Consider the following 19,610-nt stretch of genomic DNA (forward strand, 5'->3'; position numbering starts at 1 on the left):
CAGTTCGTCCTTCGAAAGCCGCTGCAAATCATTTCGATCCATGGCTGTATGGATTCAGAAATCCGTGCCCGTGACAAGGGGGTGGGTAAATACAAGAATGTTACTTTTCGAATATTTTTATCATTATGAAATTTGAAAAATTCAATGCGAAATATATTTTAAGATATATTAATAATATTAATCCAATTTAATATTTATTATTATGGGTATTTACATGTTTTATGCGTAATAAAATAATTTGTTTACATAGAATTTACATAGAATATAATTATCAATGTCGAATAAAAATTTAATTCGGCATTTAATAGTTAAACGAAATAAGAGAGGGTTCACTATGCAGGAAAGAGAGATGGATGATCGCATGTCGCTCCGTACAGATGAGGAGCGCGCAGCCTGGAACCGGTATATGCGGAACTTTCGGCGATCTTTCAAGGAGAAGGGGTTGACCAGTTTGTCGACCGTCGTGAAGACAGAACATGCTGAATTCATTGAACGGTTTGGACGGGAAACGGCTTGTGATTCAAAACGTGAAGCGCTGATGACCATCATTGACAGTTTCAAAAAGCAATATGATCAGGCCAAGAATGAAAAGGCCTAGACTTAAAAGTGCTATCGAAGAGGAGGGTGTGTGAATATATTCACAGGAATATAATCTCACGCCTTTTCCTTTGATGGATGGTTGGCCAAGAATGTTGTGAATGATGTTTTGAGAATATACGGGCTGCATTCTTCAGCTTGTTTGTCACGTTCCAGCATTTCGCCGAAACTGGTCTGCCGCAGGATCTGATTTGGCTGTTTAGGCAGATAGCGTGCCTAGCACCATCGCGGACAAGCCGGTTTCAGTGCGAGCACTGCTTTCCAATTAGGTCGCAGGCTGCCGGGAACTTGCCTTTGCAGCTACCCAATGATTGTGCCGAGCTTTGTGGATCACGCGGATTGATCTTTTACCGGTTCGATTTGGAACGGGAAGTGTCTGTGATATAATAGGGTTTGAGTATAACTGACAGGAAAGTGAATTGCGGGCTCTTTTAACTGTCAGGGTGGCGTGACACCAAGATCAGAAATTTGCAGACGTCCGGTTTCTAAAATCGCAAGTGAGACAGAATTGAACGAAAGAAAAGCACCGGCCAGCTATCCGATGCCGGAACACGAAGAAGGGCGTTTGTCAGCGCTTCAGGAGTATCAGCTCCTCGACACGAAGCCGGAATATAGTTTTGATCGCCTGACAAAGCTCGCCGCACGCCTGTTTGATGTTCCCATTGTCCTGATATCCCTGGTTGACCGGGAACGACAGTTCTTTAAATCCCATATTGGTCTCGATGTCTGTGAGACCGGGCGTGACCTTTCTTTCTGTGCGCATGCCATCCTTCAGGATGACACCATGATTGTGCCTGATGCTCTGGCTGACCCGCGGTTTGCCGATAACGGGCTGGTCACCGGGGAGCCGTTTATTCGGTTTTATGCCGGAAAACCGCTTGTTACTGCCGACGGCTTCAAGCTGGGGACGGTCTGTCTGATTGACAGAAGGCCACGCTACACTTTCAGCGAGGCTGATGTTGCCTTGCTGGGGGATATCGCGGAGCTCGTCATGGAGCATATGGAGGTGCGCCGCGCTAATTTTCTGCGAATATTCAACCAGGCGAGGTTTGAAAGCATTGCTCAGACATCGGCCGATGCGATCGTGTTCGCGGATAGTAAGGAACATATTGTCTTTTGGAACACGTCGGCTGAGCATATTTTCGGATACACCGCTGCGGAGGTTCTGAACCGTCCGGTGGACTTGCTGCTGTCGGATCATAGCCTACACCGCTTCAAGGCTGAGATGGATCGCGTGCTGAATGCGTCACGGCTCAGCGTGATGGACCGTATCATCGAAATGTCCGCCCGTCGCAAAGACGGTACCGAGTTTCCCGCGGAGTTTTCTCTTTCTGTGTGGAAAGAGGCTGGTGAATTCAGTTCAGGTGCTGTTATTCGGGATATTACCGAGCGGCGCGAACATGAGGAGCGCCTGTTCCGGCTGGCCTCCCTTGATCCTCTCACGGACCTTCCCAATCGAAATGCACTGCGCGCGTGCCTTGATCGTGTACTGGCGGAGGCCGGGCAGGCGTGCACATTATTGCTGATGGACCTGGATCGGTTCAAGGAAATCAATGATACGCTCGGCCATTCCGTAGGCGATGATGTTCTCAAGCAGGTCACATCGCGCCTGCTTGAAGTATGCCGTGATGCCATAAAAGTTGCGCGGCTGGGCGGAGATGAATTTGTCGTTCTCTTATCCGGCGATGATCAGGAAGCAGCGCGTCGTCACGCATCCGAGATTATCACCACTCTTTCTGCCCCTTATCATCTCGACAGATTATCAGCAGAAATTGGTGTCAGTGTCGGGATTGCGATGGCTCCAGTGCACAGTCAGCGTTCAGATACGCTTATGAACGCCGCAGACCTGGCTCTCTATAGGGCAAAACAGGCGGGGAAGGGAACCTATGCGTTTTTCGAACCGGCCTTGCGCGAGGCTGTCGTTAAACGCCGCTCTTTTGAAAAGGAGCTAAAGCGTGCCTTCATACAAAATGAGTTCGAGCTTTTTTATCAGCCGCAGTTTTCGACTGACCCGCGTCGATTGACAGGCGCGGAGGCGCTTATTCGATGGCGCCATCCTGACAGGGGGCTTCTCAGCCCGATCAGTTTCATTGATATCCTCAGTCACAAGCCATCTGCACCTGAAATCGGCGAATGGATTTTACGCACTGCGTGTCAGCAGGCCGTGAAATGGCGGAAGAACGTGCCTGATTTCACAATGGGCGTGAACCTGTTTGAGGCGCAATTCAGAAATGGTGATCTCCCGTCGGTTGTCGAAAAGGCTCTGACCGATACCGGTCTGCCGGCTGTCGCGCTGGAACTGGAAATCGTTGAGAACATTTTGCTGCACGATGACCTGAATACTCTCAGAATGCTGAAGGACCTGAGGGCACTTGGAGTCGGGCTGGCTTTCGACGACTATGGCACCGGTTTTGCTTCGCTTAGCCTGTTGAAGCGTTTTCCGGTTTCACGTCTGAAGATTGATCGCACATTTGTAAGGGATGCCGATATCGACCCCGAAGATGAAGCTGTGATCCGTGCCATTTTGTTTCTTGGGCGAAGTTTCGGGATGGAGGTGATTGCCGAGGGGGTTGAAACCGAGGCCCAGTTTAGGCTTCTCAGGCAGATGGACTGCCATCATGTTCAGGGCTATCTCTTCGGCAAACCTGTGTCACCGGAATTGTTTGAACAAGACTTCCTGGCAGCGGCTGTAACGGGTTAGTGGCCAGCCGCAGCTCTATGGTGGAGCACAGTTTCTGGACCAGAATGACCGGCCAGAAGGGCAAGGCTGAATTAGGGTAAGTTTGGGTCGACCTTATTGGAGGGGCTCGCCGGTACGTTTGCAGCAACCTCATTTGCTTTCATTCGTTCTTCCCGTTTGTGTTTCGTTATTCTTGCTCAGTCAATTCGCCCTCTGCACCGATATTGAGAGCGCGGCCCCAGTCGACATATCACGCAGGTTGGAAACGAGAGCAGATGTTTTTTCTGCGGGGTCGGCACGCAAGAATAGCGTGAACCGAGGCGCGCGCGCTTTTTTCTCATTCTTTGTTAAGCACTTGGCAACCAAGCCGCAAATGGCGAGTGAATTGGACTTGAAAACGGAACAAAAAAAGAACAATATAAAAACATAAGTGAACAGGAGGCCATAATGATTGATATTTTGCGTGATGTTGCTGCTTTTGCTTCGATCTCTCTTTTTGTTTTGACCCTTTCATTGATTGTCACAGCTTTTTGAGTTTCGTCGCGATGCTGAACAATAGGCCGGTTTTCTGTGAACGGCGCGCTGAGGCGTTGCGCAGGTGGCCCGCTCTCTGCAATGAATGGAAAATTGATGTGTCTTGATTCCGGTTGCGGTTAAGAGGTTTGTGATAGCGATGGATAAGATTGTTTCAGCCGAAGCCGGTGAGGGAACCGCTGTTCAGGGTGTGCGTTTCGTGCATCTGCGTGTGCATTCGTCGTATTCGCTTCTCGAAGGTGCCTTACCTTTGAAGAAAATTCTGAAACAAACCGTCGAGGACCATCAACCGGCGATTGCCATCACGGACACCAATAATCTTTTTGGTGCACTTGAATTCTCACAAAAGTCGATTGGTGAAGGGCTGCAGCCGATCGTCGGCTGTCAGTTTTCGATCGACATGGAAGATGACAATGACGGAGACCGCAAAAGCGGTTCTCATGCTGTGGCAAAGCTGCCGTCAATTGTTTTGCTGGTTGCTAATGCGCAGGGCTATGCCAATCTTATGGATCTCGTCGGGCTGGCCTATCTGGGGGACGGAGAACAGGGCGCTGTATGTCTCAGGAAGTCCTGGCTCGAAACGCGTGCGGATGGTCTGATCGCTTTGACCGGTGGCCCGGGAGGGCCGGTCGACCAGCCCGTGCTTGGCGGGTTTGAAGAGAAGGGGCGTGAGCGGCTTGAAGCGCTGAAGGTCTGCTTCGGTGACAGGCTTTACGTTGAAATTCAAAGGCACGGTGACTTTAACGTTCAGCAAGAACGGCGAATGACCAGTCTTGCTTACGAACTGGATTTGCCTCTTGTGGCGACCAATGAAGCCTTCTTTCCTAAGCGTGAGGACTTTGAAGCCCATGATGCTCTGATGGCAGTGGCGCATAACGCGATTGTCTCTGATGACCGGCGCTTCCGGCTGACGCCAGATCATTATCTTAAGAGCCAGGAAGAGATGCTGGCTCTGTTTGCCGACCTTCCCGAGGCGCTTGAAAACACTGTGGAGATTGCAAAACGGTGCAGCTTCATTTTGCATACCCGTGCGCCCATTCTGCCCCGGTTTACAGGCGCTTCTGACGATCCGGAACAGGCAGAACGAGCCGAAGCAAGCGAGTTGAGGCGTCAGGCCATTGAGGGCTTGGAACGTCGGCTTTCTTATGTTGGCCTCAGTGAGGGCCATACACATGAAGATTATGTCGAACGCCTGGATTATGAGCTTGGTATTATCGAGAAGATGAAGTTTCCGGGCTACTTTCTGATCGTTGCCGACTTCATCAAATGGGCCAAGGAACATGATATTCCGGTGGGGCCGGGCCGCGGCTCCGGTGCGGGTTCGCTTGTGGCCTATGCGTTGACGATCACGGATGTGGATCCTCTGCGTTTTTCATTGCTCTTTGAACGCTTTCTCAATCCTGAGCGTGTCTCGATGCCTGACTTTGATATCGACTTTTGTCAGGACCGGCGTGAAGAAGTCATCCACTATGTGCAGAAGAAGTATGGCCGGTCTCAGGTGGCGCAAATCATAACCTTCGGTTCGCTTCAGGCGCGTGCGGCCTTGCGCGATGTCGGGCGCGTTCTTGAAATGCCCTATGGTCAGGTCGATCGTATTTGCAAGCTTGTTCCTAACAATCCGGCCAGTCCTGTCCCTCTGCATAAAGCGGTTGAGGATGAGCCGAAATTGCGGGAAGCGGCAGAAGAAGAGCCGATTGTCGGCCAGCTTCTTGAAATCGCTCAAAAGATTGAGGGGCTTTATCGTCACGCCTCTACGCATGCTGCTGGTATCGTGATTGGTGACCGCCCGCTTTCCCAGCTGGTCCCGATGTACCGGGATCCACGCTCGGATATGCCCGTGACGCAGTTCAATATGAAATGGGTGGAACAGGCCGGCCTTGTGAAGTTCGACTTTCTCGGTCTGAAAACGCTCACGGTACTTAAAACAGCTGTCAATTTTATTGCGCGTCAGGGTGTGGAGATTGATCTGTCTGCTGTGCCGCTCGACGATCAGGCCTCGTTCGAGATGCTGGCGCGGGGTGAAACCGTCGGTGTGTTTCAGGTGGAAAGTGCGGGCATGCGCAAGGCGCTGATCGGCATGATGCCTGACCGGATCGAGGATCTCATCGCTCTGGTGGCGCTCTACCGCCCCGGCCCGATGGAGAATATCCCGGTTTATAACGCACGCAAACATGGCGAGGAGGAAGTTGAGTCCATCCATCCTCTGATCGATAACATTCTGGCCGAAACGCAGGGCGTCATCATCTACCAGGAGCAGGTGATGCAGGTTGCCCAGGTTCTTGCCGGATACTCGCTCGGTGAAGCCGACCTTTTGCGGCGCGCTATGGGCAAGAAAATCAAAGAGCAGATGGATCTTCAGCGTGTTCGTTTCGTCGAAGGTGCGGTTGAACGCGGCGTCGGTAAGAAGCGTGCTGACGAGATTTTTGATTTGCTGGCCAAGTTTGCAAACTACGGTTTCAATAAATCGCACGCGGCTGCCTATGCTATCGTCTCTTATCATACGGCTTATCTGAAAGCGCACTATCCGGTAGAATTTCTTGCCGCATCTATGACTCTCGATATGGCGAACACCGAGAAGCTTAACGATTTTCGCCATGATGCGCGCCGGCTCGGTATCGAAGTCGTTGCACCATCCATTCAGACAAGCTTCCGGCATTTCGAGCCGGGTGACAAATGTATCTACTATGCTCTGGCCGCTATCAAAGGTGTTGGTGATGCCGCCGTCGAGCATATTGTTGAGGTTCGCGGCGACAAGCCATTCGACAACCTGGAAGACTTCTGTCAGCGGATCGATCCCAAGCAGGTCAATCGCAGGGTGATCGAAAGCCTTGTTTGCGCCGGTGCTTTTGATTGTTTTGGAAAAGACCGGGCAGCCCTTCTTGCCGGCATGGATCGCATTATCGGGTTCGCGCAGCGTACGCAGGATGACCGGGTGAGCGGACAAGGCGATATTTTCGGAAATATCGGGGAGCCTGAGAAGCTGATCCTGCCGGAATTCACGCCGCTAACAGATTCTGAGCGGCTGATGCGTGAGTATCAGATGCTTGGCTTTTACCAGACCGCCCATCCGCTTGATGCCTATAGCGATCTTTTGAAGAAGATGCGGGTACAGTCGTTCTCGGAGTTTTCTCTTTCCGTGAAGAATGGTGCCAGCCGCGGGCGCCTTGCCGGGACGGTTGTCGGGAAACAAGAGCGAAAGACAAAGACCGGAAATCGCATGGGCATTATTAACCTGTCGGATGGAACCGGTCAGTATGAGGCGGTCCTGTTTTCCGAAGCCCTTTATCAGTATCGCGATATTCTGGAGCCCGGCACCTCTGTCGTTGTCACTGTATCGGCGGATATGCGTCCTGAGGGAATCAGTATGCGTATTGAGACCGTACAGTCGCTCGAAGAAGAAGCGGTCCGTCAGCAAAAGGCGATGCGAATTTTTGTGCGTCCGGATTCTCCCTTGGCGTCACTCGCTGCGCATCTGAATGACAATGGTGATGGCCTTGTGTCTTTTGTCGTGATTCAGCTTGAAGGTGTCCGCGAAGTTGAAGTCGAGTTACCAGGCACATATCGGCTTTCACCGGAGATTGCCTCAGCGATGCGGTCTGTCCCCGGCGTCGTTGATGTCGAGCTTGTGTGATAGCTCTGGCGCGTGGCCGAATTGAAAACCGCAAACGCTTCTGTCGGGCCTTGAGACCCGAATTGCGAATCGTATGAAACCGATTCTCTTCCGCCGCAAACAATTCCGCTTTCTCAAGTCGGGAATCCGGTTGTGTCGGCGAAACGTTTGTTCGGTTTTACCCAGAGCTGGCTTGTTAAGCGTTCTCTTGAGTGCCTGAGACACCGTCTATCTCGTGGCCATTATGCTCCTTGAGGGCACGGGAAGGCTTGTTTTTGTTAGTGTTTTGTTAAGAATTGAGCGGGTGGACCGGCTATCTGTTGCCTATTCGCAACAATGTTTGCGGAAGGTTGGGTGGAAACGCATATTCGGGGCCGTTCTTGATTGCGAACGCGGCCACGTCTTGTATGTTCATATTCGGAAGCGAGGGCGATGCGGCCCAATCTTCTTTAATCCAGGGGATGGGGCAGGGACCGCTTAGCGGAAATCCCAGACCCGCTTTAAAACCTTATTTGGAGGTCATTATGAACGTTAAGAGCCTTCTCCTCGGCTCCGCTGCTGCTGTTGCTGCAGCTACTGGCGCTCAGGCTGCCGACCCGGTCGTGGTTGTTGAGCCTGTTGCTCCGAACTATGTTGAAGTTTGCGACACCTTCGGTGCAGGCTTCTTCTACATTCCGGGTACGGAAACCTGCCTCGATGTTGGCGGTTATATTCGTTTCCAGGTTGACTTTTCCGCAGGCGATGCTGCTCCGCTGAGCAACGGTGCCTGGGGTGCCTGGACACGTGGTCACCTCGATATCACATCGAAAACCGACACCGAGCTTGGTGTTCTGACGGGTAACATCCAGATCAACGCTGAAGCTGACAGCAATAATGGTGCTTCCTACAGTTTCCATGATGGCAACCAGGTTGTTCTCGACCAGACATACCTCGCACTGGGTGGCTTCCAGGCTGGTTACTTCGAAAGCTACTGGGATGAAGGTCTTGTTGGCGAAATCGACGATCTGTCCGGTAACACGAAGTTCAACTCGATCCGTTATGGTTTCGTTGCTGATGGCTTCATTGCCGGTCTGTCGCTTGATGCCCTGACGCCGAGCATGGTCAAGACGCAGGATATGTACTTTGATGGTACGACTGCAACGCACTATGAGCCGGCCATCAACGCTCTCGGCGTTTCCGGTCGTATCGGCTTCGCTGCCGGTGGTGTTTCCGCCAAGTTGGACGGTGGTTATGACACCTACAACGAAGAAGGCTCGCTGCGCCTGATGACCGAATTCGAAATCGGTCCGGGTACACTTGACATTGGTGCTCAGTATGCATCCGGTTGGAACGCTTATGCTAACACCGGCGTCTCTGGTTTTGGTGTCGCTTCTTCGACCGTTTTCCCGGGCACGTCAGGTACAATCAACGGTTCTTATGTTGATTGGGCTGTAGCCGCCGGTTACGCTCTGAACGTTTCGGACAAGTTCACTGTTACCCCTGCCGTACAGTATTCTCATGTTGAAGACTCTGTATGGGTTGACGCTGACGAATACTGGCAGTTCGGCGCTCTGTTCGAGTACGAAATCGTCGATGGTCTGGCTGCCAAGCTGAACCTTGACTACTACCAGGCTGATAACCTGCCTGAAGATAACCTCTTCAGTGGTTGGTTCCGTCTGGAGCGTAGCTTCTAATCAGTTGATCTGATTTGAATACAGAAAGCCCGGCCTTTTGGCCGGGCTTTTTGTGTTGAGCCGGCTCTATTTTCCCCATTGGTCTTTTGGCCTACGCTTGCTGCTTCATCTACTTTCCGTTTTTTCTGGTCGTTCAATTCTGAGGTGGATTGTAAGACATGCCGGTGGATTGATAAAACTGCCATTATCGCGGGTTGTCATGCGTGAACAACGCTCGCTCTTGTGCTTCTTGAGCAAAGGCTTGGCTTTTGGGAGGAGGGCGCAGTTTGGAGATGGTGCGGACGGCGGGAATCGAACCCGCATGACCATCCGGTCGAGGGATTTTAAGTCCCTTGCGTCTACCAGTTTCGCCACGCCCGCAGATGCTTGTTTCCTTAGTATGCCCTGCTGAGGTTCGCAACTCCAGAAAAGAGAATTCACACAGGTTATGGATTAATGCTCTGTTCCTGTGAGCTGTCCCGTTCAGGGCTGCTTTCCTTTTGACGTTCGATCCTCCACGGGCGGCCGCTGAGATGGCGCCGTCGCAGGTCGAGCTTAGCAATCAATCTGCCCGGCTACGTCATTTTCTGACTGCGTTGCCCGGCCGCTTTGTTTGTTGTCCTGGGTGTCGTTTCCGCATTTTTCGTCTCCGAGTTTTTTGTAACTTTTCATGCGTCGTGGTTAGGGGTGATGGGCGTCTTTGAGAGCGCAAGGCTCTGTTGCTCAACTGCAACAGCATTATCGATCAAAATTTCGTATGAAGTATTGCTGAAGTTCTGTCCATTTCCCGCCACAAAGGAAGAGCATTTAAGGACAGAGCCAAAATGACCGCCGGAATTCGGCTTTCCGGAATAAACAGGCAGCGGATGTGATCTTTTCGAATATGAAGAAAAGGTTATGTCAGCGCAATCAGGCTCCTATGGTGTCAGATGATACGTGAAGTTGAAACATTGATGTTCCTAGCTCCAGTGAAGCTATGTTCACTTCTGCTCGTAGCTGCGGTGTGCTCGGCGACCTTGGGGTTGAGCCGTGCCCACGCTTTTGATGTTCAGTCCGATGTTTCCAAAGATGCCGGGCGTTTCGATCTCTTCCGCTTCGGATTCAAGGCTTATAAGGACGGGGATAAAGATAAGGCGGTAGAAGCTTATCGCTACGCCGCAGAGAAGGGACACACCGGTTCACGCTGGGCACTGGCCAACATGTATGCCTACGGAGATGGTGTACCGGAAAATGATTATGAAGCCTTCAAGATTTATCTGAAGCTTGTGAATGAGGATGTCGAGCCAGGATCTCCGGATACAGGGTTTTACGTCAATGCACTCATGGCGCTTGCCGAATATTATGAGACCGGGATCGCCGATACGCCGGTGAAAAAAGATCTTGCTCAGGCGCGGCAGCTTTATTTTCAGGCAGCATCGGTCTTTGGCTACCCTGAGGCTCAGTACCGGCTTGCCAAGATGATATTGCACGGAGAGGGCGGCCCCGAAAATGTGCGGCTTGCCAAGAAATGGCTGAATGTCGCACGTCAGAACGGAAACATTCCGGCTATGGCCGTTTTCGGAAATCTCATCTTCAATGAAGGCCAGCCCGTTCTTGGGCTTGCTTATCTGACAGCTGCAGTCAGTCGGTGCAATCCGAGCGATTGTGCCTGGATTCGCGATCTGCAGGAAAAGTCATTTTCAGTTGTTGATGAAAATGATCGTCGCGGTGCCATCGCACTTGCGCAAAATATGAGCACCGGCAATCACTGATTGTATGAAAGCTGGGCAATCAGAGTTGGATCCACATTTTATGGTCGCCTTGCTCCTACAGCATCGGCCCGAAAATCGGAATCGATTTTCGGGCCGATGCTTATATTCAATAGGTTAGAGCGTCCTTTGTGCATCCGAATGGATGCACGGCGCTCCAGGGTCAGGCCCAGTCGTAATTGATCTCGCAGACAACCGGAACATGATCTGAGGGTTTTTCCCAGCTGCGGGTGTTTTTGTGAATGCTGACGGAGTCGATTCGGTCGGCCGCCTCGGCAGACATCAGCATATGGTCGATACGGATACCGTTATTCTTTTGCCAGGCACCAGCCTGATAATCCCAGAATGTGTATTGCCCACTGGTGTCATTCATGCCGGAGACGGCATCATAAAGCCCAAGGTTCAGCAGTTTGCAGAATGCTGCACGTGTTTGCGGCAGGAAGAGTGCATCCCCGGCCCAGGCTGCCGGGTCGTGGCAATCTGACGGGCGCGGGATCACATTATAATCGCCGGCCAGAATCAGCGGTTCCTCGAGCGCAAGGCGTTCTTCCGCATGACCGGCCAGTCTTGCCATCCATTTGAGCTTATAGGGATATTTCTCGCTATCGACCGGATTTCCATTTGGCAGGTAGATAGATGCAATACGGATGACGCCGCCTTTTACAGCGTAAACACCTTCAATAAAACGGGCCTGAATATCATCGTCGTCACCGGGCAGGCCGCGACTGATCTCATCAGGGCTTTTGGCGGAGATGAGAGCGACCCCGTTAAAGCCTTTCTGTCCATGCGTTTCGACATGATAACCCAGTTCTTCGATCTTATCGCGCGGGAAGGCTTCATCGACGGATTTGATTTCCTGAAGGCAGACAATGTCGGGTTTTTCGTTCGACAGCCAGTTTGTCAGATTGTCAATCCGGGCTTTAATGCCGTTGATATTCCAGGTCGCGATTCTCATTGGGGTTTTGTCCGTGTTGGTTAGCAGGCTTCTTATGCCTGAGACCGCCCGGTAAATGCAAATGCCACCTTTGCCGGTTGCAAAACTGGCTTGTGACAATTTTATGGCACAGTTTTTGCTTTGTAGTTTTTGCACACTCTAAGGGGAAACAGAGCGGCCTACGCCGCTTGAGAAAGAGAAATCTATGAGCGAAACAACTGCTGGTGAAGAACACCACCACATTATTTATAAACTTCACGACGTGCCTTCGCCGGGCGCTTCCTTTCTGGCGGCGATCCAGCACATCCTGGCCAGCATTATCGGCATCGTGACGCCGACATTGATCATCGGCGGCGCATTGGGGCTGGGCGCTCATATGCCTTACCTTCTGGCGATGGCGATGTTTGTTTCCGGTGTGGCGACCTTTATTCAGTGCCGGCGCATCGGGCCGGTTGGATCTGGCCTCCTCAGCCTGCAGGGCACCAGCTTTGCCTTTCTCGGTGTGGTTCTTGCCGCCGGCTTTGCGGTTAAGGAGCGTGGCGGAACACCTGAAGATATTCTGGCCATGCTGTTTGGTCTCTGCCTGTTTGGCTGCGTCGTTGAAATTGTCCTCAGCCAGTTCATAGACAAGATGGGGCGCATCATTACGCCAACCGTTACCGGCATCGTGATCACGGTGATCGGTCTCAGTCTCGTCAAATCGGGTTTTACCGATTTTGCTGGTGGAGCCGGTGCTGGCGATACGTTTGGCGCACCTGTTAATCTGTTCCTCGGCTTTCTGGTTGTGGCTGTGATCGTTTTCTTCTCGTTCAGCCGCCGGCCGATGGTGCGTATCGCTGCAATCATGCTAGGCCTTGTCGTTGGCTTTATTGTTTCGATCTTTTTCGGGATGGTCGATTTCTCGAAGCTTGGCGCACAGCCGGTTTTCGCTCTGCCGATTCCTTTCAAATACGGCATAGATTTCGATATTGGCCTGTTTATTCCGATTGCCTTCGTCTATCTCATCACGGCGATTGAAACGACCGGTGACCTGACCGCAAACTCGGTGATCTCAGGTGAGCTGGTGCAGGGGGAAACTTATCTTAAGCGCATTAAGGGCGGTGTGCTGGCGGACGGCATCAATTCCGGTATCGCCGCGATTTTCGGCACGTTTCCGAACACGACCTTCAGCCAGAACAATGGTGTAATCCAGATGACCGGTGTCGCCAGCCGTCACGTTGGCTACTATATCGCCGGTATTCTGCTTGTACTGGGCTTCTTCCCGATTGTTGGCGGTGCGTTTTTGCTGGTGCCTAAGCCGGTTCTGGGCGGTGCCACGGTCGTTCTGTTCGGTTCGATTGCGGTTGCAGGCATCCGTATTCTTGCGTCTGAGCCTATCGATCACCGCAAGGTTTACATCATGGCCGTCTCGTTCGGTCTTGGTCTCGGCGTTACGCTTGTGCCGCAGTCCATGCAGCAACTGCCAGATCTTATTCAGAAGGTGTTTGCAACGCCGATCACGCTTTCCGGTCTTTCGGCGATTGTTCTTTCGCTGGTCATTCCGGAAAATGCGGGCAAGACCATCAAGGATTAGGCCGGAGAGGGGGGCCAGCCAAAAAGAAAAGCCGCAGCCTTTCAGGGTTGCGGCGTTTCCGTTCGGATGTTCTTATCGGAAAAGATCAGATCGAGAAGCTGGTTCCACAGCCACAGCTCGCGACGGCGTTGGGGTTCTGGATCTGAAAAGACTGACCGATGAGGTCGTCGACAAAATCGATCTCTGAACCAGCCATATAGACCAGCGAAATCTTGTCGATCAGCACTTTTGCATTGTCTCTTTCGATCAGAATATCGTCGTCTTCGGCGCCTTCGACCAGATCGAACTTATAGGAAAAGCCCGAGCAGCCACCGCCTTCGACGGAAACCCGAAGGGCTTGCTTTCCTTCTTCCTTCGCTACGATGCTGGCAATGCGTTTTGCCGCCGCTTCTGACAGCGTGACAGTTTGCGTATTCATTTCGCGTCTCCAATGGTCCCGCTGCTTTCCATCGCGATGGATCAAGGCTTGCGGGCCTCATGCGTTGAGCGCGACCGAAGCCGCGTCTTTTCATACCTCGTCAATTTAGTTAAGAACGGCGCGGGTGTCCGTCAACTGTGAATTCTTTTGATGGCGCCGAGTTGCCCCGCACGCAAACACGATAACCTTCTGGCAAGTGAGACAGATTATGACAATCGATACGAAAGCACTGGGTTTCGGTGATGTGGCGCGTTCTGCCTATGCGTGTGATCCGTGGGCCAGTCGTGGCCGGCTCCACCGGGAACAAGGAAGTCTGACCCGCTCTGACTTCCAGCGGGATCGCGACCGCATTATTCACACCACTGCTTTTCGGCGTCTCAAGCATAAAACACAGGTGTTTATCGCGCAGGATGGCGATCATTACCGGACGCGTCTGACGCATACAATAGAGGTGGCACAGGTTGCGCGCGCGCTGGCACGGGCGTTGCGACTTGATGAGGATCTGGCAGAAGGTGTGGCGCTCGTTCACGATTTCGGACATACGCCGTTTGGCCATACCGGAGAGGATGCGCTGCATGAAAAGATGCGCGATTTTGGTGGCTTTGATCATAATGCCCAGTCTTTGAGGATCGTCACAAAGCTTGAACGGCGCTATGCTGAATATGATGGCATCAATCTTACCTGGGAGACTCTGGAGGGACTCGTAAAGCATAACGGTCCTCTCTTATGCAAAGACAGCTCAGGCAAGACCAAGCCCGTGCCGCAGCCGATTCTGGATTACAGCGCCCGGCACGATCTGTGGCTTGATACCTATGCCAGTCTGGAAGCGCAGGTGGCGGCCATCGCAGATGACATCGCCTACAATACCCATGATATCGATGATGGGCTGCGCTCGGGTTTTTTAACGTTTGAGATGCTGGAAGAGGTTCCTTTTCTCAAAGATCTGATGCGCGAAGTGAGCGGACGGTATCCGGGACTGGAAGAGGCCCGGTTTACCAACGAGATCATGCGACGGCAGATTACTGCGATGGTGGAGGATGTGATCGGGGTCGCGCAGGCCAATCTGGCCGATATCCGGCCGGAGAGTGCCGATGCTGTGCGGCATGCCGGACGCACAATCGCCTGTTTCTCTGATGGGATGGCCGAGGTGGACCGTCAGATCAAGACGCTTCTGTTCAAGAGGATTTATCGTCACCCCGATATCATGGCGATCCGCGAAGGGGCGGGGCAGATTGTTTCTGATCTTTTCGATGTATACTTGTCCGACCCGCAGCTTATGGGAAGTCATCCATGGATTGATGGTCTGGAGAAACTTGAAGAGGGCCAGCTGGCGCGTCATGTCGCTGACTATCTTGCCGGGATGACAGACACTTATGCCTATAATACGCACCGGCGTTTGTTTGACCACACCCCGGAATTGCGTTAGAGCCGCCGAAAACTCGCATTGCCCCATGAGCGGGGCGTTTGATGGATCACGTCATGAATCTTTTTACCGATTTCGAACAAAGACTGAACGAACAGTTGTTGAGCGTACCGGCAATTGCAGAAAAGCGCGAAGATCTCGATTTTACGCGTATTGTTGTCGAACCACCACGTGATCCAAGTCATGGCGATATTGCCGTCAACGCGGCGCTGGTGCTCTCGAAGCCGCTCGGCATGAAGCCGCGCGATCTGGCCGGAGAGATCGTTCAGGCTCTTGAGCGTGATGAGGATATCGCTGAACTGTCGGTCGCTGGTCCCGGCTTCATCAATATCCGTCTTTCTGTAAGTTACTGGCAGCGCCTTTTGTCTGCCGCTATCCGTGAAGGCGAAGATTTTGGCCGCAGCGCGATCGGGAAAGGCAGCAAAATCAACGTCGAGTATGTTTCGGCCAACCCGACTGGCCCGATGCATGTCGGTCATTGCCGCGGTGCTGTCGTTGGCGACACGCTTGCGAATGTACTGGACTATGCCGGCTATGAGGTCATCAAGGAATACTACATCAATGATGCCGGCGCGCAGATTGATGTTCTGGCGCGTTCAGCATTTCTGCGTTATCGCGAAGCGCTTGGCGAGGAGATCGGCGCGATCCCTGCCGGATTTTATCCCGGAGACTATCTGATGCCGGTGGGTGAGGCGCTGAAAGAGGAATTCGGTCCGTCTCTTTTAGAGCTTTCGGAAGATAAATGGATGCCGCCCGTCAAAGAGCGTGCCATTACTGCGATGATGGCAATGATCCGGGCGGATCTTGAGGCTCTGAACGTCAAGCATGACGTCTTTTTCTCTGAACGTGTTCTGCATGAAGATGATGCACAGCGTATCCGCACGACGATTAATGATTTGACCTTCAAGGGGCATGTCTACAAAGGAACGCTGCCTCCGCCGAAGGGGCAGGTGCCGGAAGACTGGGAAGACCGTGAGCAGACCCTCTTTCGCTCGACCGAGGTTGGGGATGATATCGACCGCCCGCTGATCAAGTCTGATGGCAGCTACACCTATTTTGCGGCCGATGTTGCCTACTTCAAAGACAAGTTCGACCGTGGGTTCAACGAGATGATCTATGTGCTCGGCGCAGATCATGGCGGCTACATTAAACGTCTCGATGCGCTGGCCAAGGCTGTGTCCGATGGTGAGGCGAAGCTGACAGTTCTGTTGTGCCAATTGGTCAAGCTTCTTCGCGATGGCCAGGAAGTCAAAATGTCCAAGCGTGCCGGTGACTTCATTACGCTCAGAGATGTGGTGGATGAAGTTGGCCGTGACTCCGTTCGTTTCATGATGCTTTACCGCAAAAGCAGTGAGCCGCTGGACTTTGATTTTGCAAAGGTCACAGAGCAGTCAAAAGATAATCCGGTTTTCTATGTCCAGTATGCCCACGCACGCTGCATGTCTGTCATCCGGCAGGCGCAGGATGTTTTCGGTGATCTTGATCTGGACAGCAAAATCCTCGAAGATGCTGTTAAAGGAGCAATTGAGGACCCGGATGAGCTGCGTTTGATTGCCAAGCTTTCTGAATATCCAAGGGTTATCGAATCCGCAGCACTGGCACATGAACCGCACAGGCTGGTTTTTTACCTTTATGATTTGGCGTCGCATTTTCATGCGCACTGGAATAAAGGTAAAGAAAAGCCTCAATTACGATTTATTAACGCTGAAGACCGACAATCAACCCTCGCAAAGCTGGGATTGGTTTGCGCTGTCGGGGCGGTTTTGCGGTCAGGTTTGAAACTTGCCGGTACCGATGCCCCGGATGAAATGCGGTAACGCTGAAAACTGATCCCAACTGATATGAAGGGCGTTCTGCTGAGCGTCAGACTTAGGTGGTCGTACATTTAGCCTGCCCTTCAAAAGGGCAGGGTGGATGTCTCGTGAAATGATGCGAGACGATCCGGACTATGGCGGCAGTATCGGTGGTTAGGGAATGGCAGAAAAGAATAAACCGGATTTTGACAACCAGAAGTCCGGCGATATCGCACCAGATGATCCTTTTGCCGAACTGGCTCGCCTGATCGCGCCGGAAGCGGAGGCCCCGCGCCGGAAAGAAGAGCCGTCGCTGGAGGATGCGCCTCACTCTGTCACCGAGGCTGATCTGGCAGATGAACTTTTGCGTGGGCTTGATCATCAGATTTCAGCCTATCCGGAAGACCCCCAACCTGGTCAGCCGTCGTCCTTTGAAGATGACGAGCCCTATCGGGAATTCACCGGCTGGTCTCAGCAGGAAACCGGCGACGGCGATAACCGGCAGTGGTCAGCCGACCTTTCCGAAAATGAGCCTGTAACGGGTCATCCCTTCGGGCCGGATCCTGTGGCGGATCAAGAGTTCGGCCATGATGACGCCGTGCAACCCTTTAGCGATGATTTCCTCGCAGACGAGCTGGAGCGCTCGATGCAGTCTCTGGATCAGCCGGAGACAGATCAGCGCGCATTTTCTGCTTCTGCGCAGCAACAGCCCTTCTATACAGACTTCCGTGTACTGTATCCGGCGCCCGAAGTGCCGGCGGAAGATGATGCAACTCTGCCGGATGAACCGGATATTCCCGAGTTTGAGCCTGATGCCTATCACGCGTCTGAAGTCTCGTTCGAAGACGAAAGCTTTGGCTCTGAAACCGGGACTGAATCAGCAGATCCCCGGTTCGAGCCAGCTTATCAGCAGGTTGACCCGCAAGACTGGGCTAGCACCCCTGAACATGCCGCCCTCGAAGAAGATGTCCACGAAGAGCCATTCTCAGTGGAGCAGCCTTATCCAGCGGTGGCGAAGCCTGACGACGTTGCAGCGCCGGAAGAGGCCCCGGAAAACACAGAAGCTGCGTTTGATCTGGATCTGAATGAACTTGAGCTTGAGCTTTCAGGGATTGAGCCTGCCGAAACAGCGCGTGAACCGCTCGAACAGGCTGTCGATAATCAATCGGAAGACGATGGAATTTTCGATCCTGCTGAATTGGTCTCAACGGACGAGCCGCCGGCGCCGGTCGAAGATATGGATCTTCCGCGTGATCATGTTGAAGAGATCGAGAGGCCGTCCCACCAGCCTGAGCCTTACGAATTCGACCTTGATGAGGAACTGGCCGACGCCATGGCTGCTCATGGTCCGGTCGATCCGATCGCTGAAAGCCAGTCTCAAATCAACAGGCCGCAGCCGGTGCAGGCTGAAAGCGAAGAGCGGGTTTCTGAACATCAGTACGATGATGATATCGAGGCCGCGCTTTCAGAGGAGTTACATCAGGCGGTGGGTGCGGCGCCCGTGTCCCATGGCTTCGATGATTACTATGATGAAGACGACGGGGCGTTTGAGACAGAAAAGCGGCCGGGTTGGCTCGCGGTCACATGGATGGGGTATGGTCGTGTCATCATTGGCAGTGTTGCAGTTCTGGGCATCGCTGTTCTGATGATTTTTGCTGGTCTGCGTTATTTCAGCAATGAAGGCGGTGATGATCCAATGGTGATCGCTGCGGACAATTCTGATGTGAAGGAAGCACCCGAAGATCCGGGAGGGGAAGTTGTCCCCAATCAGGATAATGCCGTCTTCAACAATGTCGAAGGTACGCTGAGTGCGCGACCACGTCAGGATAATCTGATTGCCTCTGATCAGGAGCCTGCCGATGTTGAGAATACGGCACCAAATCCCTTGGCCAGCGGCGCTTCAATGCAGAGCAATGACAACGCATCGATTGAAACAGGGATTGAGCCACGCAAGGTTCGCACGATTATTGTCCGGCCGGATGGAACGCTTGTCGAGCGCGAAGGAAGCACTGTCGCCGCCGGCGCAGAGGCCCCGGCAGCAGGCCAGAATGGCCCGACTCCTTCCGCTGGAAGCAATCTTGAGACGGTGACAGCGCTGCCGGATGAAAACGGTAATCTGATTTCCACGGGGCAGCAGGGCGCTGCAACTGCACCTGACGCACAGACCGGCGTTGAAAATGGCGCCGACACGGCTGGTGCCTCGCAGACCGACACTTCGGAAGAAACGAATGCGTTTGACGGTTCCGGGCTGACGTTTGACCCGTACAGCGTTCCACTTCCTGAGCGGGCGCCGTCAAACCGTGTTTCGCAGGCCTCCTCCTCAGCGCCAAGCCCGGCACCATCCGGGGGAACACAGTCTGCGGCGCCTGTTAATGCCGCAGCCAGCCAGACCGGTTCTTCGCAATACGCGATGCAGATTGCATCGCTGCCGTCAGAACAGGAAGCGCGTCAGGCCTATCAGAGGCTTGCTTCCCAGCATCCGTCAGTTCTTGGCAGGCAGGGCGTTGAGTATGTTGCTGCGAATGTTAACGGAAGCACGTATTATCGTGTTCGCATACCGGCAGCGAGTCTCGGTGACGCCATTTCATTATGCGAACGTTACCGCGGCGATGGTGGCAGTTGCTTCGTGCCGCGATGACGTAAAATGC

At 52.9% G+C, this 19,610-nt stretch carries 11 protein-coding genes and 1 tRNA gene; 9 read left to right on the forward strand and 3 right to left on the reverse strand.

Translation table 11 applies throughout. The features are described from left to right. Nucleotides 1-442 precede the first annotated feature (442 nt). From EDC90_RS20920 to EDC90_RS15665, 4 genes are all read left to right on the forward strand, one after another. Complete coding sequence (locus EDC90_RS20920; protein WP_165972857.1) at nt 443-598, forward strand: hypothetical protein; 156 nt, start codon at nt 443-445, stop codon at nt 596-598. A 507-nt stretch (nt 599-1,105) separates the two neighbouring features. Continuing rightward, entirely contained in the window at nt 1,106-3,298 is a 2,193-nt protein-coding gene (locus EDC90_RS15655; RefSeq protein ID WP_207903933.1) for a putative bifunctional diguanylate cyclase/phosphodiesterase, read from the forward strand. Between the two features lie 652 nt (nt 3,299-3,950). Continuing rightward, a complete protein-coding gene (dnaE, locus tag EDC90_RS15660; protein ID WP_132313297.1) occupies nt 3,951-7,442 on the forward strand; it encodes a DNA polymerase III subunit alpha in 3,492 nt (1,163 codons plus the stop codon). Between the two features lie 503 nt (nt 7,443-7,945). Continuing rightward, nucleotides 7,946-9,094, forward strand: coding sequence for a porin (locus tag EDC90_RS15665; RefSeq protein WP_132313299.1), 1,149 nt, complete (start codon nt 7,946-7,948; stop codon nt 9,092-9,094). Nucleotides 9,095-9,367: 273 nt separating this feature from the next. Here EDC90_RS15665 and EDC90_RS15670 read toward each other — a convergent pair. Then, nucleotides 9,368-9,454 (reverse strand) — tRNA-Leu (locus EDC90_RS15670). A gap of 572 nt (nt 9,455-10,026) precedes the next feature. Between EDC90_RS15670 and EDC90_RS15675 the strand changes: the two genes are divergently transcribed. Then, nucleotides 10,027-10,824 (forward strand): tetratricopeptide repeat protein, encoded by a 798-nt coding sequence (locus EDC90_RS15675; protein ID WP_132313301.1) that lies wholly within the window; start codon nt 10,027-10,029, stop codon nt 10,822-10,824. Nucleotides 10,825-10,984: 160 nt separating this feature from the next. On the opposite strand, the gene xth is transcribed toward EDC90_RS15675, so the two are convergent. Beyond that, a complete protein-coding gene (gene xth / locus EDC90_RS15680; protein ID WP_132313303.1) occupies nt 10,985-11,776 on the reverse strand; it encodes an exodeoxyribonuclease III in 792 nt (263 codons plus the stop codon). A 184-nt stretch (nt 11,777-11,960) separates the two neighbouring features. Here xth and EDC90_RS15685 point away from each other — a divergent pair, with 184 nt between their 5' ends. Continuing rightward, nucleotides 11,961-13,328 (forward strand): uracil-xanthine permease family protein, encoded by a 1,368-nt coding sequence (locus EDC90_RS15685; protein WP_132313305.1) that lies wholly within the window; start codon nt 11,961-11,963, stop codon nt 13,326-13,328. An 85-nt stretch (nt 13,329-13,413) separates the two neighbouring features. On the opposite strand, the gene erpA is transcribed toward EDC90_RS15685, so the two are convergent. Further along, nucleotides 13,414-13,746 (reverse strand): iron-sulfur cluster insertion protein ErpA, encoded by a 333-nt coding sequence (gene erpA / locus EDC90_RS15690; RefSeq protein ID WP_132313307.1) that lies wholly within the window; start codon nt 13,744-13,746, stop codon nt 13,414-13,416. Nucleotides 13,747-13,954: 208 nt separating this feature from the next. Between erpA and EDC90_RS15695 the strand changes: the two genes are divergently transcribed. The 3 genes from EDC90_RS15695 to EDC90_RS15705 all read left to right on the forward strand — a co-directional run bounded on the left by EDC90_RS15695 (nt 13,955) and on the right by EDC90_RS15705 (nt 19,600). Continuing rightward, entirely contained in the window at nt 13,955-15,172 is a 1,218-nt protein-coding gene (locus tag EDC90_RS15695) for a deoxyguanosinetriphosphate triphosphohydrolase (RefSeq protein ID WP_132313309.1), read from the forward strand. A gap of 53 nt (nt 15,173-15,225) precedes the next feature. After that, entirely contained in the window at nt 15,226-16,986 is a 1,761-nt protein-coding gene (gene argS, locus EDC90_RS15700; protein ID WP_132313311.1) for an arginine--tRNA ligase, read from the forward strand. Between the two features lie 157 nt (nt 16,987-17,143). Then, on the forward strand, nt 17,144-19,600 hold the full coding sequence (locus EDC90_RS15705) for an SPOR domain-containing protein (protein ID WP_132313313.1): 2,457 nt from the start codon (nt 17,144-17,146) through the stop codon (nt 19,598-19,600). Nucleotides 19,601-19,610 lie beyond the last annotated feature (10 nt).

The organism is Martelella mediterranea, assembly GCF_004342225.1.
GTDB lineage: Bacteria > Pseudomonadota > Alphaproteobacteria > Rhizobiales > Rhizobiaceae > Martelella > Martelella mediterranea_B.